24 protein-coding genes, 2 tRNA genes and 1 pseudogene are annotated in these 24,075 nt (G+C 40.7%); 21 read left to right on the top strand and 6 right to left on the bottom strand.

The features are described 5' to 3' along the window. Positions 1–118 precede the first annotated feature (118 nt). Positions 119–499: a PH domain-containing protein gene (locus ACUW85_RS08915; RefSeq protein WP_003143637.1), complete on the bottom strand. Its 381-nt coding sequence runs from the start codon at positions 497–499 to the stop codon at positions 119–121. Positions 500–661: 162 nt separating this feature from the next. Between ACUW85_RS08915 and ACUW85_RS08910 the strand changes: the two genes are divergently transcribed. The 5 genes from ACUW85_RS08910 to ACUW85_RS08890 all read left to right on the top strand — a co-directional run bounded on the left by ACUW85_RS08910 (position 662) and on the right by ACUW85_RS08890 (position 4,485). After that, on the top strand, positions 662–952 hold the full coding sequence (locus ACUW85_RS08910) for a GNAT family N-acetyltransferase (RefSeq protein ID WP_154837385.1): 291 nt from the start codon (positions 662–664) through the stop codon (positions 950–952). A 134-nt stretch (positions 953–1,086) separates the two neighbouring features. After that, a complete protein-coding gene (locus ACUW85_RS08905) occupies positions 1,087–2,178 on the top strand; it encodes a M42 family metallopeptidase (RefSeq protein WP_182023606.1) in 1,092 nt (363 codons plus the stop codon). Between the two features lie 204 nt (positions 2,179–2,382). Next, positions 2,383–2,817: a universal stress protein gene (locus ACUW85_RS08900; RefSeq protein WP_069285476.1), complete on the top strand. Its 435-nt coding sequence runs from the start codon at positions 2,383–2,385 to the stop codon at positions 2,815–2,817. 39 nt (positions 2,818–2,856) lie between these two features. Then, complete coding sequence (locus ACUW85_RS08895; protein WP_149255820.1) at positions 2,857–3,291, top strand: universal stress protein; 435 nt, start codon at positions 2,857–2,859, stop codon at positions 3,289–3,291. A gap of 210 nt (positions 3,292–3,501) precedes the next feature. Beyond that, entirely contained in the window at positions 3,502–4,485 is a 984-nt protein-coding gene (locus ACUW85_RS08890; protein ID WP_149255822.1) for a lactate/malate family dehydrogenase, read from the top strand. Between the two features lie 131 nt (positions 4,486–4,616). Here the strand turns inward: ACUW85_RS08890 and ACUW85_RS08885 are convergent, their stop codons facing one another. Further along, positions 4,617–5,429: a ZIP family metal transporter gene (locus ACUW85_RS08885; protein ID WP_182023607.1), complete on the bottom strand. Its 813-nt coding sequence runs from the start codon at positions 5,427–5,429 to the stop codon at positions 4,617–4,619. A 290-nt stretch (positions 5,430–5,719) separates the two neighbouring features. On the opposite strand from ACUW85_RS08885, the gene ACUW85_RS08880 reads away from it, so the two are divergent. The 5 genes and pseudogenes from ACUW85_RS08880 to ACUW85_RS08860 all read left to right on the top strand — a co-directional run. Then, a complete protein-coding gene (locus ACUW85_RS08880) occupies positions 5,720–6,589 on the top strand; it encodes a VOC family protein (RefSeq protein WP_182023608.1) in 870 nt (289 codons plus the stop codon). Between the two features lie 209 nt (positions 6,590–6,798). Next, complete coding sequence (locus tag ACUW85_RS08875; protein ID WP_048729426.1) at positions 6,799–7,899, top strand: aminotransferase class V-fold PLP-dependent enzyme; 1,101 nt, start codon at positions 6,799–6,801, stop codon at positions 7,897–7,899. Positions 7,900–8,002: 103 nt separating this feature from the next. Then, positions 8,003–8,926 carry a LysR family transcriptional regulator gene (locus ACUW85_RS08870; RefSeq protein WP_048729424.1) on the top strand — a complete coding sequence of 308 codons (924 nt, stop codon included), beginning with the start codon at positions 8,003–8,005 and terminating at the stop codon, positions 8,924–8,926. A 40-nt stretch (positions 8,927–8,966) separates the two neighbouring features. Next, complete coding sequence (locus ACUW85_RS08865) at positions 8,967–10,346, top strand: L-cystine transporter (protein WP_083068502.1); 1,380 nt, start codon at positions 8,967–8,969, stop codon at positions 10,344–10,346. A gap of 176 nt (positions 10,347–10,522) precedes the next feature. Next, positions 10,523–11,335, top strand: a pseudogene (locus ACUW85_RS08860) (family 4 glycosyl hydrolase); the annotation flags it as partial. Positions 11,336–11,400: 65 nt separating this feature from the next. On the opposite strand, the gene ACUW85_RS08855 reads toward ACUW85_RS08860, so the two are convergent. Continuing rightward, positions 11,401–11,967, bottom strand: a complete 567-nt coding sequence (locus tag ACUW85_RS08855) for an NADPH-dependent FMN reductase (RefSeq protein WP_048729419.1) — start codon at positions 11,965–11,967, stop codon at positions 11,401–11,403. Positions 11,968–12,175: 208 nt separating this feature from the next. On the opposite strand from ACUW85_RS08855, the gene amaP reads away from it, so the two are divergent. The 6 genes from amaP to ACUW85_RS08825 all read left to right on the top strand — a co-directional run bounded on the left by amaP (position 12,176) and on the right by ACUW85_RS08825 (position 14,874). Beyond that, positions 12,176–12,754: an alkaline shock response membrane anchor protein AmaP gene (gene amaP / locus ACUW85_RS08850; protein ID WP_048729415.1), complete on the top strand. Its 579-nt coding sequence runs from the start codon at positions 12,176–12,178 to the stop codon at positions 12,752–12,754. A 14-nt stretch (positions 12,755–12,768) separates the two neighbouring features. Next, positions 12,769–12,990 (top strand): DUF2273 domain-containing protein, encoded by a 222-nt coding sequence (locus tag ACUW85_RS08845; RefSeq protein WP_048729413.1) that lies wholly within the window; start codon positions 12,769–12,771, stop codon positions 12,988–12,990. A 106-nt stretch (positions 12,991–13,096) separates the two neighbouring features. Further along, positions 13,097–13,558, top strand: coding sequence for an Asp23/Gls24 family envelope stress response protein (locus ACUW85_RS08840; protein WP_048729412.1), 462 nt, complete (start codon positions 13,097–13,099; stop codon positions 13,556–13,558). A gap of 136 nt (positions 13,559–13,694) precedes the next feature. Further along, the gene (locus ACUW85_RS08835) at positions 13,695–14,267 is read left to right on the top strand and encodes a DJ-1 family glyoxalase III (RefSeq protein ID WP_182023609.1); all 573 of its coding nucleotides are present in this window, start codon (positions 13,695–13,697) and stop codon (positions 14,265–14,267) included. Positions 14,268–14,273: 6 nt separating this feature from the next. Further along, positions 14,274–14,588 carry a membrane protein insertion efficiency factor YidD gene (gene yidD, locus ACUW85_RS08830; RefSeq protein ID WP_034257877.1) on the top strand — a complete coding sequence of 105 codons (315 nt, stop codon included), beginning with the start codon at positions 14,274–14,276 and terminating at the stop codon, positions 14,586–14,588. A 166-nt stretch (positions 14,589–14,754) separates the two neighbouring features. Then, a complete protein-coding gene (locus tag ACUW85_RS08825) occupies positions 14,755–14,874 on the top strand; it encodes a MerR family DNA-binding transcriptional regulator (protein ID WP_082148278.1) in 120 nt (39 codons plus the stop codon). A gap of 243 nt (positions 14,875–15,117) precedes the next feature. On the opposite strand, the gene glmM is transcribed toward ACUW85_RS08825, so the two are convergent. From glmM to cdaA, 3 genes are all read right to left on the bottom strand, one after another. Beyond that, positions 15,118–16,482: a phosphoglucosamine mutase gene (gene glmM / locus ACUW85_RS08820; RefSeq protein WP_149255829.1), complete on the bottom strand. Its 1,365-nt coding sequence runs from the start codon at positions 16,480–16,482 to the stop codon at positions 15,118–15,120. A 141-nt stretch (positions 16,483–16,623) separates the two neighbouring features. Beyond that, complete coding sequence (locus ACUW85_RS08815) at positions 16,624–17,952, bottom strand: CdaR family protein (RefSeq protein ID WP_149315348.1); 1,329 nt, start codon at positions 17,950–17,952, stop codon at positions 16,624–16,626. Continuing rightward, on the bottom strand, positions 17,942–18,796 hold the full coding sequence (cdaA, locus tag ACUW85_RS08810) for a diadenylate cyclase CdaA (protein ID WP_016897342.1): 855 nt from the start codon (positions 18,794–18,796) through the stop codon (positions 17,942–17,944). Before cdaA ends, ACUW85_RS08815 begins: the two co-directional genes overlap by 11 nt. A 136-nt stretch (positions 18,797–18,932) precedes the next feature. On the opposite strand from cdaA, the gene ACUW85_RS08805 reads away from it, so the two are divergent. From ACUW85_RS08805 to glmS, 5 genes are all read left to right on the top strand, one after another. Then, positions 18,933–19,676 (top strand): pseudouridine synthase, encoded by a 744-nt coding sequence (locus tag ACUW85_RS08805; RefSeq protein ID WP_149315347.1) that lies wholly within the window; start codon positions 18,933–18,935, stop codon positions 19,674–19,676. Between the two features lie 137 nt (positions 19,677–19,813). Further along, positions 19,814–19,894: transfer RNA gene (locus tag ACUW85_RS08800), tRNA-Tyr, on the top strand. 6 nt (positions 19,895–19,900) lie between these two features. Then, positions 19,901–19,972, top strand: a tRNA-Gln gene (locus ACUW85_RS08795). 579 nt (positions 19,973–20,551) lie between these two features. Beyond that, on the top strand, positions 20,552–21,241 hold the full coding sequence (locus tag ACUW85_RS08790; RefSeq protein WP_149315346.1) for a LysM peptidoglycan-binding domain-containing protein: 690 nt from the start codon (positions 20,552–20,554) through the stop codon (positions 21,239–21,241). A 467-nt stretch (positions 21,242–21,708) separates the two neighbouring features. Then, the gene (glmS, locus tag ACUW85_RS08785; RefSeq protein ID WP_182023610.1) at positions 21,709–23,520 is read left to right on the top strand and encodes a glutamine--fructose-6-phosphate transaminase (isomerizing); all 1,812 of its coding nucleotides are present in this window, start codon (positions 21,709–21,711) and stop codon (positions 23,518–23,520) included. Positions 23,521–24,075 lie beyond the last annotated feature (555 nt).

Genomic DNA, 24,075 nt, shown 5'->3' with positions numbered 1-24,075 from the left:
TTTTTTTGTCAAAATGGTCACCGGATGCTGAACCGGCAGTTATCAACTGCTTTACAAGTACAATACAAAAAAGAGCTGACCATTATACGGTCACCTCTCATAAAATTCGTCTAAATTCTTACAGTAATACGGCTGCTGCTAGGGCGCGCTGTACATCATATACCACGTCACCACCTCTAAATTGTAGGGCGATCGTTGGTTGGTCGTTACCAGATAAGTAAATATCTACTTCAGCATCCACATCAAAATTCCCCACAGTTTCTACTGAAAAGCGTGAAATTGACTTGTAAGGTACACTCATGAAGTCTCGTTTCTTACCGGTAATCCCTTGTTTATCCATTAAAATTAATCGATATGATGTGAATACGACTAAGTCTCGCAAGATGTTGTAAGATAATTCAATTGATTCACCGGGAATGAGTACCTTCTCCAAAGCCTCAGAAACTCGCTCCTTATCCGCTTCTGAAGCATTACCAAATAATCCTGAAAATAAGCCCATATTGCCACTCCTTTTTTGTAAAACAGTTGCCTACCATTTAAGTTCACTTCATTATACCGAGTAAATGAAAATAAGGTCAACCAAGGCTAATTTTGAGCTATTGTCCCTAGATTTTGATATAATTAAGGTAATAAAGCGTCACACAAGTTGAGGAGGGAATATATGGGATACGAAATTCAAGAAGTCACCAATGGATTTGCCATTTTTAACGAAGCAGGCGACAAACGTATTGCTGAAATCGAGTATCAACCAAAGGAAGACAATGTCATCGTCGCAACACACACATGGACGGATCCAAGTTTACGCGGACAAGGTGTCGCTGCGCAACTTGTCGATCACCTAGTTGCCGACTCAGAAGCAAAAGGCCGCAAAATTAAAGCCCTATGCCCATATGTCGTGAAGAAATTCAACGAAAACCCGGCGAAATACGACCACATTAATGCAGACAAATAAAGATTGAATAAGGGCCAACCCTGTCTTTGCTAGCTAGCAAAGATAGGGGGCTTTTTCCTTTGAAGGGCACTCGCTTTCATTTTCCAATAAATATCGGTAAAATGGTTACATTAGAAAGTGTAAAGAGGTGCAAAATGAAATATATTAAATTGCTAGAAGACGTGTCGAATGCTTACGGGGCGCCAGGATATGAAGACCAAGTAATCGATGTAGTGAAAGCCAACAAAGGCGATTTTAGCTTACAAGCCGATGCAATGAAAAACCTATACATGAACTTTACTGACATGGACCCCAACAAACCAACGATTATGTTAGACTCCCATATGGATGAAGTCGGGTTTATGGTGCAAGCCATCGACGAAAATGGTTTATTGTTGATGCAAGCTTTAGGTGGTTGGACGGCAGCCTCTGCCCAGTCGCAGTTATTCATGGTTAGAACCAATGATAATGAAAGCTATGTACCAGCTGTTGCCACAAGTAAACCCATCCATTTCATGACTGCAGAAGAGAAGGCCAAACCAGTAGCCTTACCAGACTTGAAACTAGACGTAGGTGCCACTTCAAGAGAAGAAGTGATCAACGATTTCGGTATTACAGTTGGCCAACCCGTCGTACCCGCAACCAAATTTCAGGTCAACGAAAAGAATGGCATGATGATTGGTAAAGCCTTTGACAACCGTCTTGGTGTAGCTGCAAACATCGCTGTCTTCAATGAATTAGGACCTGAAGGCGTGAAAAACTTACCATTCAATCTTGTTGGCGCCTTTGCCACTCAAGAAGAAGTTGGTTTAAGAGGGGCTAAAGTCACAACAAACCGCATTGATCCACAAGTGGCCATCGTTTTTGAGGGAACGCCTTCAGACGATTACGCAAAATCAGCTACACTTGGCCAAGGACGCGTGAAACAAGGACCCCAATTACGGTATCGCGATTCAACTTATATCGCTTCTGACCATTTAAACGGTCTATTTTTAAAAGCTAGTGAAGATGCGGGCATCACAATCCAACAAGCCGTCCGCGATGGTGGTGGTACAAACGCTGGTTCAATCCATACTGCAAATAATGGGGTATCAGTAATTACACTAGGTATGCCAACTCGTTATGCACATACTCATTACCTAATATCTGCCTATCAAGACTTCCAAGACACTGTGGACGTCACCGTAGCCTTCTTAAAAGGCTTAACAGCAGAGGACTTAGCTTTCACATCATTACAAGACTTATAAGCATAGAAACCCAAAAGACTGTGGCAAAATGTCGTAGTCTTTTTGCTTGGCTTCGATTTGAATAACATACTGGCGTAAGGTTCAAGCATTGGTTAGAGAAAAGAGGCTAATTGTTTTTCTTGAAATATAAAGACCTTAATTTTGTAAGCGGTTCCATTTTTGTGTTATACTTTATATGGAAAGAAAGTAAGGGAGGTAACGAAAATGATTCTTGATAACATCCAACGTATATTGGTGCCAGTAGATGACTCGGACAACAGTAAAGCAGCCTTTCGAGATGCAGTTGAGATTGCCATGCGCTCAAATGCTACTGTAGATGTCTTATCAGTAATTGCCGATGACTATGTGTTTAGTGACTTGCGGGTATCTGAAACAGATATCAACGAGATGAAAAAACGTACCCTAGAAACCCTTGAAAAATATGAAGATTACGGTAAAACCCGTAATTTCAACAACATTCGTACCTTCACCTCTTTTGGGAACCCAAGACGTGAAGTAGCCAAAATTGCTAATGAAGGTGAATACCAATTAGTTGTAATTGGTGCAACTGGTAAAGGCGCTGTAACACGTGCCCTAGTCGGGTCTGTGGCAGAGTACACAGTACGACTATCTAAAATCCCAGTACTAGTTGTGAAATAAGATGGGAAGGAACACAAGCACCAATGAGGAGGGATTATCATGTCAGTAGCAGAATATAAAAAAATTTTAATTCCAGTAGATGGATCAGACGCTTCATACCGTGCTTTTAAAGAAGCAGTATCTATCGCCAAGCAAAATGATTCTGAGTTGATCGTGTTGAATGTGCTAGACGACTTTGTGCGTTTCGGTAATCCGGATGCCTCTATGCGATTATATGACGACATGCGGGCGGATGCCTTAAGCGTCTTAGAATCTTATAAAGCAGAAGCCAAAGAAGCTGGCCTTGAAAATGTAACCATTGAAATCATCAAAGGCGACGCAAGATACGGTATTGTAGAGTTCGCAGATACAGCCAAAGCAGACCTTGTGATTGTAGGTGCAACTGGTAAAGGCGCAATTGAACGTGCCATGATGGGATCCGTATCTGAATACGTAGTACGTAACGTCAAATCACATGTATTAGTCATAAAATAATGGTTTTGAACTCAATAGCTTTGCTCGAGCGATTGAGTATGAAAAACGAGCTAACTAACATGAGGGGCTGGGAATACGAATTCCTGGCTTCTTTTTTGCGTCTTGGTGGCAAGGTTATAGACTGCTTCCTATCCTCAGTCCGGTTAATGATTTTTCCTGACAACTGCGTTATAATAATTAAAAAGGAATTAGAGAGACGGAGGCAATGGGATGAAAACAAATAAATTAGTAGTTGTGGGTGTTGGTCACGTAGGTTCTTACGTATTGGCGGATGCCATGAAGGCTGGCGTTTTTGGTGAAATTGGCGTCATTGATATCGATGAAAATATCGCGCGCGGTGAAGCGGTCGATCAAGAGCAGGCCCGAGCTTTAACTTACATGAACAATATTAAAGTGACCCACGGTGGTTACGAGCAAACAGATGATGCGGATACTATCGTAATTGCGGCCGGGAATTCTATGAAACCTGATCCCAATAACCCAACTGCCGAACCGGACCGGGCAACCCTAGCGGAAATCACTTCAAAAACCATTCGTGACGTAATGGAGAACATCGTTGAGCACACCAAAGAGGCCATTATCATTGTGATTACCAACCCGCTAGACACCATTTTATATATCGCAGAAAATGAGTTTGACTATCCTGAAGGGAAGATTTTTGGAACAGGAACTATGCTCGATTCAGCTCGCTTGCGTAATGTTTTCGCCAACGCTTACGACGTTGACCCTAAATCAGTCGTCGGCTATATGATGGGGGAACACGGGGCTACCGCCTTCCCAGTCTTGAGTAAATTGAATATTCAAGGAGTAGCTTACGAAGAACTAGACCAATACTTTGACCGCGACCCACAAGTTGACCTATCAAGTCCTGAAGATATCAAGAAGAATGTGGTTTCTGCAGCTTATGATGTCTTTAATGGCAAGGGTTGGACCAATGCGGGTGTTGCTCAAGCAGCGGTTACGATGGCTAAGGCCGTTGTTCTTGATGAACGTAGTGTCTACCCAGCCTGCACCACCTTACGGGGCGAATACGGCTATAACGGTAACGTTGCCCTATCAATGCCCTGTATTATTGGGGTTAATGGCGTGGAAAAACGACTACCCGTTAGTTTGAATGCTTGGGAAGAGGCAAAATTGCATGAGTCGGCAGCTTACATTCAAAAAGCCATGCAAGACGCGGATGTAAAATTCTAACAGACAATCATTTTTTCAAAATACCTGTCTTAAATATAAAAAAAATAACCCATCTACCTGGTGTACGCTGTTTGCGTCTGGTTGATGGGTTTTATCGCAATAGTTTTTTTACAAAGAGTTTTGCAAGGGATTTAACCTAAAGCAACGTCTAGGGTCATCATGACACCAAAGCCAATAAGTAGGGCGACGGTGGCGATATCTGAGTTACCATGCGATTGTGATTCTGGAATCAGTTGTTCCACACAAACGAAGATCATGGCACCTGCTGCAAAGGCTAGTGCATAAGGTAAGATAACAGTCACTTGAGAAACCAGTAAAGCGCCTAAAACGGCACCGACGATTTCTACTAGGGCAGATGCTTGACCCAACCGGAAGGCACGCCATTTGCTGGCACCTTCTGCGCGGATTGGCATAGATAAGGCTGCCCCTTCAGGGAAGTTTTGTAGCCCAATCCCCATGGTTAATCCCAAGGCAGAAGCCAGACTTGCAGCATTAAATTCGTTGGCCCCGTATGCTACCCCAACAGATAGACCTTCGGGGATGTTGTGGATGGTTACGGCTAAGAATAACAAGGTTGTTGCTGGCAACTTGGTCTTAGGTCCTTCAGCATCCATTTTATTTTGTCCCATATGTAAATGGGGGGTGATGTAATCGATCAAACGTAGGAAAAGTCCCCCTACGATAAAACCAATTAAGGCTGGTACAAAGGCAAAACGGCCCCACCCACCTGCCTCTGCATATTCAATTGATGGGGCAAGAAGTGACCAGAAACTTGCGGCGATCATAACCCCAGCAGCAAATCCATTCATAATATCCAATACACGACGGTTAATTTCATTAAAGAAAAATACCAATGCTGAACCTAAGGTCGTCATCAACCAAGTAAAGACGCCGGCCAGCGTAGCTTGTAAAATCGGGTTGGCAGTTGCAAACCATTCAAACATTCACATTCACTCCATTTCTTCTTATATTCCACTTTTATTATAAATCATTTGGTATAGCATTTCATTAAAATTAGTAAAGTTTTGGCTTTTTTATTCGGGATACCAAAAAAATTATGAGAAGCATGAAGCAAGCGTGTTTACCTATGAGACAAAATGAGGTATACTGTACGTTAACTTACTTTTAGTAAGTATTTTTTTAAAAAAGTAAGTTGTTAAATCAAAATTTAATGATAATAGTTGAAGCAAACTCAATTCGTATATATAAGCAAAATAAAAGGTGGAAATATAAAATGGAAAAACAGTTTTTTAATGATGTTACAATCTCAACAGTTACTTACCGCGTAAAAAACTTAAACAAAATGAAACGCTACTACAACGAAGTGATCGGTTTAGAAATCTTAAAAGATGAAGAAACTGAAGGTATCGTTGAATTAGGTTTCAAAGGGCAAGATGCACCGCAATTAATCTTAGACGGTAAAGCAGACTACAAATTAATCACTGGTCCGAAAAATGGTCTATTCCACACAGCTTGGTTGTTACCTTCTCGTGCCGCTTTAGGTGACGTTTTATACCGTATGTTATTAAACCAAACACAATTATCAGGTGCTTCAGACCACTCTTACTCAGAAGCCTTATACTTACAAGATCCAGAAGACAACGGTATTGAAATCTACGCTGACCGTACTGCTGACCAATGGACACATGATCCAAACGGTGGGGTAACTGGTGTAACTGAACCAATGGATGCTGAAGGCGTATTAGCTAGCCGTTCATCTGACGAGCCGCAAGCATTCTTCGCTGAAGGGACAATCATCGGTCACTTACACTTATCATCAGCTAAAGTAGAAGACTTCTTCGGTTTCTTAACAGATGAAATGGTCTTAGAAGAGCAAATGGGCTTCACGAATAATGTCCACTTCACTTCATACTCTGACTACCACCACCACATCGCCGTAAACGCTTGGGGTGCAGAAGCCATGGTACCATACGCTGAAGACCAAAATGGTTTAGCAGCGTACACATTAACTTACCATAACCAAGAATTATACAATAACATCGTAGCGAAATTAAAAGCTAACGGTCGTGTAGTTGCTGAAGAAGCAAATCATGTAACAGCCAAAGACGCGAATGGCGTTATCGTATACGTAGATTTTAAATAATCCAATATTCTTATTGGCGGAAGGGCTATCAGCTTAATGGTTGATGGTCCTTTTTGCTGTGGGAAAATGTCGCCCAATCAACAACTTGATTGTGTTCGTTTTTAGCGAACAACACCGTTCTAATATCCATAAATTTTAATCATTTAAACCATGTTATGATTGGTAAAAGCGATAACAGAATTTAATTGAATTTTAATAGAAGGACGGTAATGACGATGACAGAACGACATATTGAAACTTTGCTTGCACAAATTGGTAACCGTAGTGACAAGGCTTATGGTGCGATTAACACGCCACTATACTTCTCAACAGCCTATAAACACCCAGGCCTAGGTGAATCCACTGGTTACGACTATACGCGTACGGCCAACCCAACTCGTGACGTCTTGCAAGAAGCAATTGCAGTTTTGGAGAATGGGGAACAAGGGTTTGCTACGTCATCAGGTATGGCAGCTATTCAATTAGTTATTGAAGGCTTATTATCACATGGTGATACAGTCGTTACCCTACAAGATTTATATGGTGGCTCATACCGTTACTTCCATCACATGGAGGAAAAGGGCTTCTACAACTTCTCTTACTGTTTAACAGAAGATGAAGTGTACGCTGAAATTGAAAAAGGACCGAAATTAGTCTTCATCGAAACACCAACTAATCCAATGATGGTGGAATTTGATATTGCGGAAATTTCTAAACGTGCCCATGCAGTTGGCGCTGTAGTTGTTGTAGACAATACTTTCTACACACCACTCATCCAACGCCCACTTGAAGAAGGGGCGGATGTTGTCATCCATTCAGCAACGAAATATATTGGTGGTCACAATGATGTCTTAGGTGGTTTAGTAGCCAGCAAGGGTCAAGATATCAATGAAAAATTAGCCTTCCAATTGAATACAACAGGGGCAACTTTAGATCCTTTTGCCTGTTGGTTGATCATGCGTGGACTAAAAACCTTGGCAGTTCGCTTGCAACAACATGAAAAGAACGCCAAATCCTTAGTAGAAGCTTTAGAAAACCACCCAGCAATTGAGAAAGTGTATTACTCAGGACGCGGGGGTATGGTATCGTTCGCAGTGAAAGACGCTGGAATTATTCGCGATGCCTTGAACAGCTTGAAGATTTTTACTTTTGCAGAGAGTTTAGGTGGGGTAGAAAGTTTAATTACTTACCCAGAAACACAAACGCATGCGGATATCCCAACTGAATTACGGGCACAATACGGCCTAACTGACAAGGTTTTACGGATATCAACAGGGATTGAAAATAGTGATGATTTAGTGGCAGATATTAACCAAGCTTTTAACGTTTAAAAAAGTGATCATCTGTGAGCAGTAATAGTGAAAAACGAATTTGATTAGTGTAATATAGGAAATTGTGAGTGTAAGAGTTCACAAGGGAAGGATGGAGAGAGCCATGAACTTTCAAAAACTAAAATATGCTGTTGTCGTCGCTGATAGCGGATCATTCCGTGAGGCAGCTAGACGGCTGTTCATGGCGCAATCTTCTTTATCAACGGCCATTCGTGAGTTGGAAGAAATGTATGACTTACAAATCTTCGAGCGCACAAAACGCGGTATCTTCATTACTGAAGAAGGTAGCGAATTCTTATCGTACGCCCGTGACGTCTTGTCGCAGGTATCCGTTATGGAGAATCGTTACTTAGATGCCGACCGAAAAAAATTGTTTTCTGTATCTAGTCAGCATTATGACTTTGTGTCAGAAGCTTTTGCGGTATTAGTTGCAAATGATGAAGATCGCGCCCACCATTATCGTTTATTAGAAACCTCAACAACTGATGTAATGGAAAATGTCAAAAATGCCTATTCTGAAATCGGGATTTTATACATGAATGCTTACAACCAAAAGGTCATTAAGCAGTACCTAAACCATAACGAGTTGAGCTATACAGAAATCGGGGCCTTTCAACCCCATGTTTTCGTCGGTAAACAACATCCCTTAGCAGATAGAGAAAGCCTAACCCAAGCAGATTTGCTGGCCTATCCATCTGTTACATTCGAACAGACACAAGGTTCCTCAGCCCAATTAACTGAGGAAGCATTGGACTTGGGAGAGGACTCTACACAATCAACCATTTACGTCAGCGACCGGGCGACTTCGATTAATGTCTTAGTGAAAACCGACGCTATCCTAGTGGGTACAGGTATATTGACTTCACCATTCCGTGATATGATGACCACCGTCCCTGTCACAGATGTTGAAGACAACCATATTATTTACATTCAAAACAAATACCGTAAACTATCTAGCGAAGCCGAACGATTCATTGGCATTTTGAACGACCAGTTGAATGATGTAATTGGATCTGCTGATTCTTAATCAGCACCACATTTATATCAATATTCAGGAGGAAGACAAGATGGCAGTTATCATTACATTAGCTATTTTTGTACTTGTATTGCTATTCCTAAACCGTTTAGCAGGGAAACACGTGAAATATTCAAACCGTGTCTTTATCGGATTAGGTATTGGGATTGTTTTTGGTATTATTATTCAATTACTATTTGGTTCCGATTCAAGTACAACCACAACAATTTTAGACTGGGTCAACATCATCGGGAACGGATACGTATCCTTCTTGCAAATGCTTGTTGTACCATTAATCTTCGTTTCACTAGTCCGCGCCTTTACCCGAGTAGAGGGTGAGAAGAACCTTGGCAAAATAGGTTTCAACGTCCTAGCTGTCTTAATTATCACAGTAGCCGTTGCATCCTTTATTGGCTTATCCATTGCCTTACTATTCAACTTAGACGGTGCAGAATTTACCCAAGGGGCAGCCGAAACAGCACGAATCGCTTATATCCAAGAGCGTCAAGCTGAAATCGCTGATACAACCCTACCGCAACAAATCCTGTCATTTATCCCAACAAATATCTTTGAAGACTTGGCGGGCTTACGTCAATCAAGTAACATCGCAGTGGTGATCTTCTCAGCATTCGTTGGTGTCGCTTACCTAGGTGTCGCAAGAAAACACCCAGAAGAAGCTTCATACTTCAAGAAAATGATTGATACGTTAGACGCCATCGTTTCACGTATCGTGACATTAGTCTTGAGAATGGCGCCTTATGGTATCTTTGCCTTAATGGTTAAAGCCATGGCATCATCAAGCTTCCAAGCCTTATTGAATATGGCCACATTCGTTATCGCAGCTTACGTAGCCATTATTATCATGTTCGCAATTCATGCCTTGATCTTAGCTGGTTTCAAAGTCAACCCAATCAACTACTTCAAGAAAGCATCTTCTGTATTAGGCTTTGCCTTTACATCACGTTCAAGTGGCGGGGCATTACCAATGAACATCCAAACACAAACAGAAGCTTTAGGTGTAGAAGATGCAACAGCTAACTTCGCCGGTACCTTTGGTTTATCCATCGGTCAAAACGGTTGTGCTGGTATCTACCCAACCATGTTAGTAGCTATCGTAGCCCCAACAGTGGGTATGGACCTATCTGACCCAATGGTTTGGTTAACCATTATTGGTACTGTCGTTATTTCATCATTCGGTGTAGCCGGTGTTGGTGGTGGTGCAACCTTCGCATCACTAATCGTATTTGGTACCCTAGGCTTACCAGTAGAAATCATTGGTTTAATGGTTTCAATTGAACCAATTATTGATATGGGCCGTACAGCCTTAAACGTTAACGATTCAATCCTAGCAGGTGTTGTCACTTCTAAACGTTTAGGCACCCTAAACGAAGACGTATTCAACAACCCAGACGCACAAATTGAAGTTGGTTAATAGAAACAAAGAAAGTCGTCCTTGAAAAAGGGCGACTTTTTTTGTTAGCGATAAATATATTTGTCAACGGGTATTAGAGCTGGCTTTATCGACCAAAATTTAGAGCAATTGTTTGATTATTACTCACTACTTTTTAAAAAGAACACCCAATCAGCATCGTTAGAAAACAACTGTGCTTCCCGATTGCTGGTATTAACCACTTCCACTGGCATAAAGTTTGGGACCGCCAAGGTAAGGAATTAACAGCTAAAGTCATTGATTTACTATACAAAAAATCAGATGATGGCCCGGAATCAGCCTTGAAGAATATCCATGATGCCAACTATCATATTGAACAAATTCAAGATTTGGCCATGTTACCATGTGGTTACCACCGTTACTACTACTCTGAAGATGAGATGTTACAACATTCTATTGAAGAGTTTAAAGCAGGGGCAACACGTGCACAAGTCGTGAAGAAGACTGAGCAACAATTGTTTGAATTGTATAAAGATCCAGCTTTAGACTACAAGCCTGAAGAATTAACGCAACGTGGTGGGACTTACTATTCTGACGCCGCTTGTGAGGTAATTGCTTCTATCTACAACGACAAACAGACTGTTATGGTGGTTTCTACCCAAAATAACGGGACAATCCAAGACCTACCGTACGATGCCATTGTGGAAGTATCTGCCCAAATCACTAGCCACGGCGCTGTACCATTCAATTGGGGTGAATTTATGCCAGCCGCTCGTGGGATGATCCAATTGATGAAGGGGATGGAAGAAACGGTTATCCGTGCCGCCGTTGAAGGAAATTACGGGGCAGCTTTACATGCCTTCACGATTAACCCCTTAGTACCAGGTGGTCAGATGGCTAAACGCGTCTTGGACGAATTATTATATGCTCACAAAGCGCATTTACCACAATTTGCTGACAAGATTGCTGAAATTGAAGCCAACCAACCCGATGTTGTGGCTTACGTAGACGAATTAATGCAATCGAATTAAGAGAATGTTTTTTGAAAAATGATAAGCACTTTGTCAAAATTTTTCCAATATGATAATGCTGGCTATTAAAAACCGTAAGCAGCATCTTTTTTGGCTTGAATTTCTGCTTGTACGTCTGCCATGGTGAAGACATCATCGACCAATCGTTCAATACGGAAAATGATGTCATCACTGATGATTTCGTTCCGACTGAAGTCTCGGTCTTCAATAAAGACGTACTTGTTGACGACAGTGGCCTTCATATAATTTAAGATCGGCATCAATTGGGTTTCAACCATTAAATAATGACGCGGAGAACCAGCAGTGTTGATGACGCCAACCACCTTGTCCCGGAAGGCATTCACGGGTAGCAGGTCGAACAAGTTTTTCACGGTAGCTGGGTATGAAGCTTGGAAAGTCGGCATGGTCAAGACTAAGACATCTGCAGCCATGATTGTTTTAAGGACTTGACCAGTGTCTCCAGGATATTCAAAATAATTGCGGCCATCTGAAAAGACCATGTCCTTTTCAGCCAGGTCAATTAATTCCATGTCCGCATCTGGGCGGTAGCTTTTTGCTTGTCTAATGTATTCATCTGCAGCAACACGTGATTTGGTGCCGACATTTGATCCGCTGATAACGACTGTCTTCATGGTGGGTAAACTCCTTTTTAATTATCATAATGGTTAATGAGGATTTGAGAAATTACTTATTTTTATATAGTGTAACACGTTTCGATAGGCTTGGAAAACGATTTATTTCGTTTTCGAAATAGTATGCGGATTGTTTGAATTATCATAACTTTTATTGTAACCTATAGATAATCATTTATAATATATAAACAAATTAGGAGGGGATCCGATGGGTGGTTTTAGAAGGTTTCTACAAATTATATTAACCTTAGTGGGCTTGGTTGCATTATTAGCTGCAATTGCCTTGTTTTACCCAATTCAATACCTAACACCTTTCGTTAAAGAGACTGTCTTAGGCAATACCTATGGTCAATGGGCCATGTTAGCTGGTTTAGCCTTTGTAGCCTTGGTTGTGTTAGTTGTTTTCCTACAGGCGGTTGTGGCACCAGCGAAACGTGACCACTTAGAAGTTAAAACGGATGCCGGTGTATTAAGTTTTACCAAGCATTCTGTCGAAGATACAGCAGTCCGCGCTAGCCAGCGTGTGTCAGGGGTAAAATTCCCTGAAGCAAAAGTGCGATTTGGTAAACGTCCTGAAGACACGAAAGTAAGAGTTGTTTTCCAAGTGGATGACGCAACCAATGTAATTGGCTTGGCTAGTCGGGTACAGGAACGCGTACGTGATACTGTGGCCGTTTCATTGGGGATTCCAGTTGCGGATGTTAATGTGAAGGTCAACCAAATTGACCGTAGTGTTGTTGTAGCTGAAAAACAAGCCAAACAGAAAGCTGCACCACGTGTGCAATAAGGAGGAGGGATAATATGTCAGAACGGAATAAACGAGAAGAACGTGCGATTTGGCGCCAATACAAATGGCGGATAATCGGCTTATTATCAGCCTTTATCTTTGCACTATTGTGGGTAGTCTTTACTTTCGGGACAGCCTTACTGGTATTTGTTATCGCAGCTGTCGGCTTTATCGTCGGTGCTTACTTTGATGGTGAGGTCGACTTGCGTGCCTGGTTGCGGTTCTTTATGAAATAGTCGAAGGGTTATCGGTTGATAATCAGAAATATTCACGCTATTATTAACTTATAGGTTATTTAAAGTTGGTTATATGACCAACAAAAATATTAGGAGGAATTAAATTATGGCTGAAACAAATGAACAAGTAAGACACGAAAATAATTTAGCTTTTGAGCCTCGCGTGTTAGAACGTATTGCGAATAACTCAGTTCAAGATGTTGACGGCATTTTAGAGTTGAAAGGTAACTTCACATCTGGCGTGAAAAGCTTCTTCTCTTCTGAAGATGATAAAACAAAAGGTGTAAACGCTGAAGTTGGTAGTAAAGAAGTAGCCATCGACTTAGAAGTAATTGCTGAATACGGCAAAGATATTCCTGCGGCCTTTAACCAAACAATCGAAAAAGTGAAAGCAAACGTTGAAAAAATGACTGGTTTAAGAGTTGTTGAAGTGAATATGAATGTTAACGACGTGATGACACGTGCAGATTACCAACAACAACAATCTGAAGACGAACGTCAACGCGCTGAAGAACGCCGTCGTGCCCACCAAAATGGTGAATTTACAGATGGTTCAAGAGTACAATAATAACTAGCATACATGGATAGCTAGTATCTATTATCATGTGTAGGAGGGGTCGGCTAAGTGCCGATCCTTTTCTTATCCCCAAAATTTAGGTAAGATAGAGACAAGAAAAGCGGCATTTTAAATTGGAGGGTTAAAGATGAAAACAATGATTTTACTAGGTGAAGGTTACGAAGAAGTAGAAGCAATCACAGTGATTGATTACCTACGTCGAGCACAGATCCCAATAGATATCGTATCTATCAACGAAACGCTATCGACAATTGGTGACCATGGCATTGAGATTATGGCAGATAAACTGTTAGATGATATTGATACTGACAGCTATGACATGGTGATTACGCCTGGTGGGCGCCCAGGTGCAGAAAAATTGGCCAAGGATAAAAGAGTAACTGACTTGATTGCCAAACAAATCGCGGCTGATAAATACGTTTCGAGTATTTGTGCCTCACCAATCGTTCTTGAAGCAGCAGGCGTCACTAAAGACTTGGAAGGGACATGCTACCCAGGTTTCGAAGACCAAGTGCATTACAAGACCTTCCACGAAGATATCACCTACTACGATGAAAACCATAAAGTATTGACCTCACGTGGACCAGCCACAGCAGTTTATTTTGCTTTGGACATTATTCGAATTCTAAAAGGCGATGCTAAAGCACAAGAGGTTGCTGATGGTTTATTATTACCAATAGTTGAAGAGAAAAAGGGGTAACGTATTATGGCTGACAAGCCTCTGGTAAAAATGGTGCGGGGTTACCAAAAGTATATTTCCCCAATGTTTCCACCGACTTGCCGCTACTATCCATCGTGCTCAACTTATATGATTCAAGCAGTCAATAAACATGGCACGCTTAAGGGGGCAGCTATGGGTACAGCGCGTATTATTCGTTGTAACCCAATGGTGCCAGGGGGGCTAGATCCAGTACCAGACCATTTCACTTTACGTCGCAACCGTGAGGAAATGTCTGACGAAGACCGGGCATATTTGATTGCACAAATGGAGAAACATGACCACCATCATGAAGTAGAATAGTAGCAAAAGACGTGGCGAAAGATATTTTGCCACGTCTTTTTTTGAAATTAAAATAGGAAGGTAGCGGGAAATGATACTTAGCTTAAAAAGATTCGCCCTTTTTCAAAAAAGGGGTTTACCTTTGCCTTAGGGCAGGCTTTATTATATATATTGAGAGGTGAGCTGGATGTATACGATAGGAGAATTGGCTGAGTTGGCTGGTGCGACAAGGAAAACCTTGCGCCACTGTGAAAAGATTGGTTTATTAGAACCACAAGCTTTATCTGAGGCAGATTACCGGGTCTAATAATGTTTATATGCATATATATTTTGTAAAAAGTACAAAAAAATAGCGTATGGTAATCGCCATACGCTATTTCATATGATTAAGGATGCTCACATTCCGATAAACGATTTGTGTCACACCTTGATAATCGGGTTCGCACGACCAGCTCAAGCCTGCTTCAGACTAATTTGCAGCTGATTACATCAGCTACTGCATTATTCTTCCAGCATTATTTAGCTTAGCGGTCTCACTCACACCTTGTTTTTATTCTACGCCGAATTCTTTGCTTACTTGATCTGCGATTCGTTTCGCGTAGTTGTATGCTTCTTCGTCTGTTTGGGCTTCTACCATAACACGTAATAGGTTTTCTGTTCCTGAAGGGCGTACTAAGATACGGCCATTGCCGGCCATTTCTGTGTTCACTTCATCAATAACTTGTTGTACCGTTGCAGAATTCATTGCTTCTGTTTTACCTTCACGTGTTACACGCACATTGATTAATTCTTGAGGGTAAGTTTTCATTTCACCAGCTAATTCAGATAATTTTTTACCTGAAGTTTTTAATACATGTAGTAATTGTACTGCTGATAAAAGGCCGTCACCTGTGTTATTGTAGTCCATGAAGATTATATGACCTGATTGTTCTCCACCAAGGTTATAACCGTGTTCACGCATTTCTTCAACTACATAACGGTCACCAACTTTAGTTTGTGGAGCTTTCATACCAGCTTCTTCAACAGCTTTGTGGAAACCAAGGTTAGACATTACAGTCGATACAATGGTATTATCATTTAATTTACCACGTTCGTTTAAGTATTTACCACAGATGAACATCATTTGGTCACCGTCTACTAGGTTACCTTCTTCGTCAACTGCTAAACAGCGGTCGCCGTCACCATCGAAGGCCACACCGACATCAGCACCTGTTTCTTTTACAAGGGCTTGTAATTTCTCTGTATGTGTTGAACCAACACCTTCGTTGATGTTGATACCATCTGGAGAAGTCGCCATTGTTGTAAAGTCAGTACCTAAGTCAGCGAATAAACGGTTAACTAATGGTGAAGTGGCACCATTAGCGCCATCAACAGCTACTTTAATACCCGATAAATCACCAGAAATTGTTGATGCTAGGAATTCTAAGTATTTACCAACTGCACCTGGGTTAGCAATCACTGTCCCTAACCCTTCAGCTGATGGACGTGGTAACGTATCTTCTTCTTGGTCTAATAATGCTTCGATTTCTTCCTCTTGAGCGTCAGACAATTTGAAGCCGTCAGAACCAAAGAATTTAATCCCATTGTCTGGTGCAGGGTTGTGGCTTGCTGAAATCATGACACCAGCAGTTGCACCGGTAGTACGAGTTAAATAAGATACAGCTGGAGTTGTAATAACGCCTAATTGTTGCACTTCAATCCCTACTGATAATAAACCAGCAGTTAAGGCTTGCTCTAATAATTGACCTGAGATACGTGTATCGCGGGCAACTAGAACACGCGGATGTTCCATTCCTTCTGGTGCATGTTGCATTAACACGTGACCACCAAAACGACCCAATTTAAATGCTAATTCTGGTGTTAATTCTTCATTCGCTAAACCGCGAACCCCATCAGTACCAAAATATTTTCTCATAATTTACTCCTTTGTTTTCGAAAGTGAATATCGATTTTGTCGTCGATTTCGTTATAGTATAACATTTACTGATTCATAATTAAAAATTATAGATATGTTTCTTGCCTTGAAAAAAGGCAGTCTAGATTACACTGGTTAATACTAGGAAAAACTAGCTAAAAAAGCAAGTATTCCGTTAAAGACTTTTGCGCTAGAAGAGCTAGAGACGCTTTCTGAGCTTGTTGAATTGATTTGGTCGGCTTGGACATTGCCGTTGCCATTTTGTAAGTTGTTACTGACGCCAGTCGTTACGCCAACCTCGCTTGTGCTTGAACTGGTGCTGTCGCTGATGTCGCTATCACTTGTCGTATCTTCTTCAATAGTGGATTCATTACCGCTAGTGCCGCTTTCGCTACTCGTAGCACTTTCTTCGCTAGACTCGCTCGAAGCGGTGTCTGAGCTGTCGCTATCCTCATCGCTTTCTGATGAGGCACTAGATGACGCGCTAGATGATGACGAAGACGAAGACTCGGTAGCGGTTGGCACCACCTGGACCCGAACGCTTGAAGGATCTGAACCCGTTACACCATCAGGTAGGACAATGGGCGCGTCTACAGTAGTCCTTGTTGTAATCCCTGATACATCAACGGTTGCAGACACGCTTTCAGTGCTATTGATGGTATCGTAGTCACCAGATAAAGTCGCGTTTTGGCTATCTAAAATCGTTGCTTCATAGGTGTAGCCTTCGCGTTCGTTGGTGATATTGGCTTCAATAGGGACCGACACACCTTCAGGCGAAACTTGAACGGTCACGTCAACCTCACTTGGATCGGTGTTGATATTCAAGATATCACCGTCCGCATTTTCTGTAATGACAGTGGCGGTTGTGGTGTAGTCTTCAGATAAGTTATCTGGAATATTTACGACTGTATAAACTTGGCTCACGCTTTCAATGTCAGATGTCGAACCAGTTAAGGTGACAGAATCTTGGCTTAAAGACACATCTGTAATTTCGTAACCATCCGCAACTGCAGATTCATTAGACATTTCCACTTGGACTGGATATTCAGTTGTTTGTAGCGAATCGATTGAAATATTGACGCTTGAAGGTGAAATCTCATAAGAAACGGCTTCTGAAACATTTTCCAATTGTAATTGGATGTAATGAGACCCTTCGCCTAGATCGGTTAAGTCTTCTGTGATGACGCGGAAGTCATCGGCTTCAAGTGTTTGTTCGATTAAGTTTTTTGGTCCAGATAAACTGACAGAAACGCTATCTGGTAGACCAGTGACGTAATACGCATCCACGTTTCCATCTATATAAACAGGCACGTTATAAATCGTTTCCGTTGTCGCTTCGCTGACGTTTTGGAAGAAAGTCACTGGGTTTTCCGAATACTGCTCAGCCTTCACATATACAAACATTAAGATAGATAAGAAGAGCGATAATATTAACAGGGCAATTCGATTGTTATAAAACTTATTGATCATCTGACTTGCCACCTCCTGTTAATTGGTTAAACCAGTTAGTTAAGAAGTTATCATTCGCTTCCTCATCAGTAGTGTTGATGAAATTGTCCGCTAGAATGGTGTACAACTCATCTTGACTAAGGTCGCGGGTAATCTCGCCACGTTCAGTAATTGAAACACCACCTGTTTCTTCTGAGACGACGATAGTGATGGCATCTGTTACTTCACTTAAGCCGACAGCAGCTCGGTGTCTAGTCCCTAATTCTTTAGGAATCTCCGAGTTTTCTGAAAGTGGCAGGTAAGAAGCGGCAGAAGCAATTTCTAAATCTTGAATAATCACGGCACCATCATGTAGGGGCGTATTTGGGATGAAAATGTTAATCAATAATTGAGATGAGATGGCTGAATCTAATCGAATTCCAGTAGCTGCGTATTCATTTAAGGGTTGCGAACGTTGTAGGGAAATCAAAGCACCAATCCGTCGTTTACCCATGTACTCGCAAGCTTCAACTAAATCGCGCACCATTTTTTCGTTTGGATTGCGGGCCCCAGCTTCACGTTTACCAGCAAAGAATTGTTGTCCTAAATGATCTAATCCTCGTCTGATTTCAGGTTGGAATATGACAATCGCACCAACGACAGACCATTGGATAATATTGTTCATGATCCAATCTACCGTCTTCAACTGGAAGAGGGTGGAAATAATTTTAATCAGCAAGAAGATGAAAACCCCGTTCAAAATATTGAAGGCTTTCGTATTCTTTAGAATCTTCAAGAGCTGGTAGATAAACAACCAAACAATCAAAATATCAATTAGATTGAAAACATTCGTCCAGGAAATAATACCAGACCAATCTATTTGCATGCGTCTATCCTCCATTCTAAGTTTTCTCACTATAAAGTATACCATATCAGCCTTTTATCGATAGAAACTTAAGACACATTTTCCAAAAATGTTTATAATGGTAGAAACAAGTAAACTGGAGTGAAGGAGGGATGGCATGTTACTAGGACAATTGATTATGGATGCGAGACAAGTTACTCGAAAAGAATGCAAACGCCTATTGAAAGATGGCCATGTCACCGTTGACGGCCAAGTTGTCACACAATTCGCCACCGTTGTTGATCCTAGCTGGCAAGAAATTACCGTCGACCAAGTAGTAATTGATCGCCATTTTGGCCATACATATTACTTGGTCCATAAACCCAAAGGCTACCTGTCAGCCAATAAAGACCAGACCCACCCAACGGTCATTGACCTGATTCAACCAGCAGATAATCCCGGCGATTTAGCGATTACCGGCCGTCTAGACCGCGATGCTCATGGACTTGTCTTCGTCACCAACAACGGCCAGCTCCATTACATCTTCCAACAACCCAAATTTGATATTCCAAAAACCTACCGCGTCAACGTGAATGGCCTTATTGATGGCAAAATGGTCGCACAATTTCAAGCGGGTATCATTTTTCAGGATGGCACGATCTGTAAAGCAGCAAGGCTTGAAATCATTTCGGCAAGCCCATACTCCTCAACTGGTTTAGTCACGATTTCAGAGGGGCGCCGCCACCAAGTGAAGAAAATGTTCCTTGCTTGCGGGGTAAAAGTCACAGACTTATACCGACAAAAAATTGGCGATTTAAGTATTGACGGCCTAGTGGAAGGGGGGTATCGCCGACTAAATGAAGCGGAAATCCAGTCACTCAAAAGCATCTTTCCTCTATATAATAAACGTAAAGAAAGTTGAGGGAAAAAGGCGGTAAAATAAGTCCAAAAAATTTTTTAAAAAACTTTTGGCCAAACTGTTGAAATCTATAATTTCTGATGCTATACTAATCAAGTACGATATTTTTGAGGCAAGAAAACTCAAGAATACCACCATATGGAGGGATAGCGAAGTGGCCAAACGCAGCGGACTGTAAATCCGTTCCTTCGGGTTCGAAGGTTCAAATCCTTCTCCCTCCATTACATTGGGATATAGCCAAGCGGTAAGGCAACAGACTTTGACTCTGTCATGCGTTGGTTCGAATCCAGCTATCCCAGTAATATGAATCAAGAGGACTAGGCGAGAGCCTGGTCTTTTTTTATTGCTTTGAAATAAGTAAATACCCGATAGCTTATCTAAATATTTGTATTATTAGACATTTAAAAAGAATATTTTGCAATTATCATATGTCATATTACAGAACGATTGCGATTTGACATGAATTTAAAACACTTATATTAAGGCTTTATTAGGGACTTTGTTTATTTAATTCATAATAAAAACGCATAATTTTCCGGTAATATGACATCATTTGTGAGAACAATTGTGATTATCACTTTATGTATATAATTTTAGCGCTATAGTGTTACAAAGTTGTTACAAATTTACATAAGGTTTTCAAAAACCCCGGATTTAATGTCAAGGCAGTTAAGAGGCTTTAACAGATGCCTGATTTACATGACTTAAAAAAAGGCCCGTGTTAAGATATTGCTTGTAGATGAGACAGGTGTTCTTTATCTAGAATATAGCCGCACGATAAAGATGCGGTAAATAGCGGGTCATCCACTAGATGGCAGCTGACAACTTAAAAAAATAAAATTAAAAAGCAGTATTCTTATTAAGGAGAGTATTTACACATGAAATTGAACAAAATTATCTTAGGTACGTCATTTGCATTAGCAGGTTTATTCGCTGCTACAAACAACAATAACGTAGAAGCGGCTACTTGGTCTGCTCGTACAGTTGCTGAAGTTTCAGCTGACTTAGAAGCTACAGACGATACAACAACTTCATACACTATCCAATACGGTGATACTTTAGCAACTATCGCTAAAGCATCTGACGTAAGTGTAGATGCATTAGTTGCAATCAACGATATCCAAAACGCTAACGTAATCTTCCCAGGAACTAAACTTTCATTTACAAAAGATGAAACAACTGGTGAAGTTAACGAAGTAACTGTAGAAGATTCTGTATCAGAAGAAGCAACTACTTACTATGTAGCTGAAGAAGAAGTAACTGAAACAACTTACGAAGCGCCAGTTGAAGAAACTACATATGAAGCACCAGCAGAAGAAACAACTACTGTTTCAACAACTTCATACTCTAGCAGTTCAGCTAAAGACATCATTATGCAACGTGAATCAGGTGGAAACCCTACTGCAACAAATGGTCAATACTATGGTTTATTTCAATTAGGCGACCACTTAATTAGTGACGGTGCGTCTGTCGCTGAACAACATAGAGTAGCGGATAATTACGTTGCTGAACGTTACGGTTCATGGGATGCTGCTTTAGCATTCTGGAATGCTAACGGTTTTTACTAAGATAAAGTTTCTTCTATAAGAAATTTTATTTAAAATACAACCAAATGAGTCAGGTTTTTCCTGGCTCTTTTTTGTATGCTTGCAATCTAATTAGCGGATAACCTATATAGCTTCTTAAGAGAAGGTTAAATTATAGGCATTAACATCTAAAAAGATTGACAATATCTTTTTGTATTTATAGAATGTAATGAGCTATTACTTTTAATAAAATCTCAAACGTAATTTTTGGGATAGCGCCAGGCTTGCTTAGCAAGTGACGAGGACTGAATTGATCGAAATATTCGGCGGATGATTCAGGGGTTGTACAATCCACAGGTGGGAAAAAAGTAAGGCAATCAATGATCTAGACCATCATTTTGCCTTATCAAATTACCGCCACGTACGTAGTAGCCAAATATAAATTGCGATAAGACACCTATATGAATAGGGTCTAATTTTATGTCGCCAAATTAGGAGGAAACTGCAACATGTGTGGTATTGTAGGTTATATTGGAAATGGATCAGCTCAAGAGGTATTATTAAACGGTTTAGAGCGTTTAGAGTATCGTGGATATGATTCAGCAGGTGTATACGTTGTTGATGGAAATGGTCAAAACGGTCATTTATTCAGAGAAGAAGGACGTATCGCTAAACTACAAAGTGAAGTGGACATGACATTAGATGCCCACACAGGTATTGGACATACACGTTGGGCAACACACGGGGAACCAAGTGTTCGTAACGCCCATCCACATCAATCATCAACAGGCCGTTTCACATTAGTACATAACGGTGTCATTGAAAACTACCGTGAAATGAAAGAAGATTTCTTATCTGACGTGACTTTCCACTCAGATACAGATACAGAAGTAGCTGTTAACTTAATCGAACACTTCGCATTAACAGAAGGCTTAGATGCAGAAACTGCATTCTTAAAAGCCTTAAACGTGATTGAAGGTTCATACGCATTTGCATTAATCGATTCAGAACAACCAGGTGTTGTTTTTGCAGCGAAAAACAAATCACCTTTATTAATCGGTAAAGGTACTGACTTCAACACAATCGTTTCTGATGCAATGGCATCAATCGATTTAACTGACCAATACGTTGAAATTCATGACGGTGAAATGGTTATCTTAACTGAAGAAAACGTTACAATTAAAAACCTAGCTGGCGAAACAATCGAACGTGCACCATATACTGCACAATTAGACGCTAACGACTTAGATAAAGGGACATACCCTTACTACATGATCAAAGAAATCGACGAGCAACCAGCTGTAATGCGTCGTATTATCCAAGAATACTCTGACGATAACAACGAATTAACAGTTGACCAAGAAATCATCGATGCAATTAATGCAAGCGACCGTATCTACATCATCGGTGCAGGTACTTCAATGCATGCAGGTTTAGTTGGTAAAAACATCATCGAAAAAATGGTTAACATTCCAGTTGAAGTTCATGTAGCATCTGAATTTGCTTACAACATGCCGGTATTGAGTGAAAAACCATTCTTCATCTACTTAACACAATCTGGTGAAACTGCAGATAGTCGTCAAGTATTGGTTCAAACCAACAAATTAGGCTACAAATCGTTAACAATCACTAACGTGAAAGGTTCTACTTTATCACGTGAAGCTGATTACACATTATTATTACATGCAGGTCCAGAAATCGCTGTAGCATCTACTAAAGCATACACTGGTCAAATCGCAGTAATGGCTGTATTAGCTGAAGCATTACGTCGCGACTTAGGATTCGAAGCACAATTTGATATGGAACATGAACTATCAATCATCGCCAACGCTATTCAAGTAATGATCGATGATAAAGATGAAATTCATGAATTAGCAACTGAGTTATTCACTGACAAGGCATCTGCCTTCTACATCGGTCGTGGAATTGACTACGAAGTAAGTCGTGAAGCTGCCTTGAAAATAAAAGAAATTTCATATATTCAAGCTGAAGGTTTCGCTTCAGGTGAATTGAAACATGGTACAATCTCACTTATCGAAGATGGTACGCCAGTGGTTGGTGTAATCACTCAAGAAAATACCGCTGCTCACTCTCGTGGTAATATTGAAGAAGTGCGTTCTCGTGGAGCGAATACATTAATCATCTCTATGGATGGTTTAGACCGTGAAGGTGACGATATTGTCATCCCATCAGTAGAACCATTGTTATCTGCACTTGTATCAGTAATTCCAACACAATTATTAGCATACTATGCCTCATTAGACCGCGGATTAGATGTAGATAAGCCACGTAACCTAGCAAAATCAGTAACAGTAGAATAATAAACCTTATCACGAATTACATTTTCGCGCTTAACTCGTTTGATTGTCTAATCATGTGAGAAATAGGGTGGGAAAGCATTGTTTTTGAATCAATGCCACCTATGCGAAAAAGGCCAAGCAATTAGCCATTGCTTGGCCTTTTTTATCATTCATTTATGATATGGAGACTGTTTTTGATTACATTCTTAAATATTAGCCGTCTATACAATAGTCTTTATTCATTACATCATGATTGGTTAGAATATAAAAGGTTCTATAATAAATAGTGTTGGTGAGATTCAATTGAGTCTCATCGGCACTATTTTTGTGTACGCAAAAATAGGACATGATATCCTTATTTCAAGTAAACCTCGACGAATACTGAAAGAAGGAAAATTCATGTCCCATATAACTATTATAAAACAACTTTGCGGAATTCTCGACAATAATATTCACATTGGTGTACCAGAGGGAATGACTCTGCTTCCAACTGAAAAGTATCAAGATGTGAATTATATAGTCGTTGAAGGCGTCTTAACCTACAAGCCTAAGGCTTGTATCCAATGTGGTGTAAAG

This window comes from Aerococcus sp. 150760013-2, from assembly GCF_053627715.1.
This window is presented reverse-complemented; position numbering and strand designations above follow the sequence as displayed.

Excerpts from the sequence above, each read along its gene's own strand:
- ACUW85_RS08875 (WP_048729426.1), top strand. The coding sequence starts at position 6,799 with ATGACGATGACAGAACGACATATTGAAACTTTGCTTGCACAAATTGGT.
- ACUW85_RS08915 (WP_003143637.1), bottom strand. The coding sequence starts at position 499 with ATGGGCTTATTTTCAGGATTATTTGGTAATGCTTCAGAAGCGGATAAG.
- ACUW85_RS08790 (WP_149315346.1), top strand. The coding sequence starts at position 20,552 with ATGAAATTGAACAAAATTATCTTAGGTACGTCATTTGCATTAGCAGGT.
- glmS (WP_182023610.1), top strand. The coding sequence starts at position 21,709 with ATGTGTGGTATTGTAGGTTATATTGGAAATGGATCAGCTCAAGAGGTA.
- ACUW85_RS08865 (WP_083068502.1), top strand. The coding sequence starts at position 8,967 with ATGGCAGTTATCATTACATTAGCTATTTTTGTACTTGTATTGCTATTC.
- ACUW85_RS08885 (WP_182023607.1), bottom strand. The coding sequence starts at position 5,429 with ATGTTTGAATGGTTTGCAACTGCCAACCCGATTTTACAAGCTACGCTG.
- ACUW85_RS08905 (WP_182023606.1), top strand. The coding sequence starts at position 1,087 with ATGAAATATATTAAATTGCTAGAAGACGTGTCGAATGCTTACGGGGCG.
- ACUW85_RS08855 (WP_048729419.1), bottom strand. The coding sequence starts at position 11,967 with ATGAAGACAGTCGTTATCAGCGGATCAAATGTCGGCACCAAATCACGT.
- ACUW85_RS08880 (WP_182023608.1), top strand. The coding sequence starts at position 5,720 with ATGGAAAAACAGTTTTTTAATGATGTTACAATCTCAACAGTTACTTAC.
- ACUW85_RS08890 (WP_149255822.1), top strand. The coding sequence starts at position 3,502 with ATGAAAACAAATAAATTAGTAGTTGTGGGTGTTGGTCACGTAGGTTCT.
- cdaA (WP_016897342.1), bottom strand. The coding sequence starts at position 18,796 with ATGCAAATAGATTGGTCTGGTATTATTTCCTGGACGAATGTTTTCAAT.
- ACUW85_RS08815 (WP_149315348.1), bottom strand. The coding sequence starts at position 17,952 with ATGATCAATAAGTTTTATAACAATCGAATTGCCCTGTTAATATTATCG.
- ACUW85_RS08870 (WP_048729424.1), top strand. The coding sequence starts at position 8,003 with ATGAACTTTCAAAAACTAAAATATGCTGTTGTCGTCGCTGATAGCGGA.
- glmM (WP_149255829.1), bottom strand. The coding sequence starts at position 16,482 with ATGAGAAAATATTTTGGTACTGATGGGGTTCGCGGTTTAGCGAATGAA.
- ACUW85_RS08910 (WP_154837385.1), top strand. The coding sequence starts at position 662 with ATGGGATACGAAATTCAAGAAGTCACCAATGGATTTGCCATTTTTAAC.
- ACUW85_RS08835 (WP_182023609.1), top strand. The coding sequence starts at position 13,695 with ATGAAAACAATGATTTTACTAGGTGAAGGTTACGAAGAAGTAGAAGCA.
- ACUW85_RS08825 (WP_082148278.1), top strand. The coding sequence starts at position 14,755 with ATGTATACGATAGGAGAATTGGCTGAGTTGGCTGGTGCGACAAGGAAA.
- ACUW85_RS08805 (WP_149315347.1), top strand. The coding sequence starts at position 18,933 with ATGTTACTAGGACAATTGATTATGGATGCGAGACAAGTTACTCGAAAA.
- ACUW85_RS08895 (WP_149255820.1), top strand. The coding sequence starts at position 2,857 with ATGTCAGTAGCAGAATATAAAAAAATTTTAATTCCAGTAGATGGATCA.
- ACUW85_RS08840 (WP_048729412.1), top strand. The coding sequence starts at position 13,097 with ATGGCTGAAACAAATGAACAAGTAAGACACGAAAATAATTTAGCTTTT.
- yidD (WP_034257877.1), top strand. The coding sequence starts at position 14,274 with ATGGCTGACAAGCCTCTGGTAAAAATGGTGCGGGGTTACCAAAAGTAT.
- ACUW85_RS08900 (WP_069285476.1), top strand. The coding sequence starts at position 2,383 with ATGATTCTTGATAACATCCAACGTATATTGGTGCCAGTAGATGACTCG.
- ACUW85_RS08845 (WP_048729413.1), top strand. The coding sequence starts at position 12,769 with ATGTCAGAACGGAATAAACGAGAAGAACGTGCGATTTGGCGCCAATAC.
- amaP (WP_048729415.1), top strand. The coding sequence starts at position 12,176 with ATGGGTGGTTTTAGAAGGTTTCTACAAATTATATTAACCTTAGTGGGC.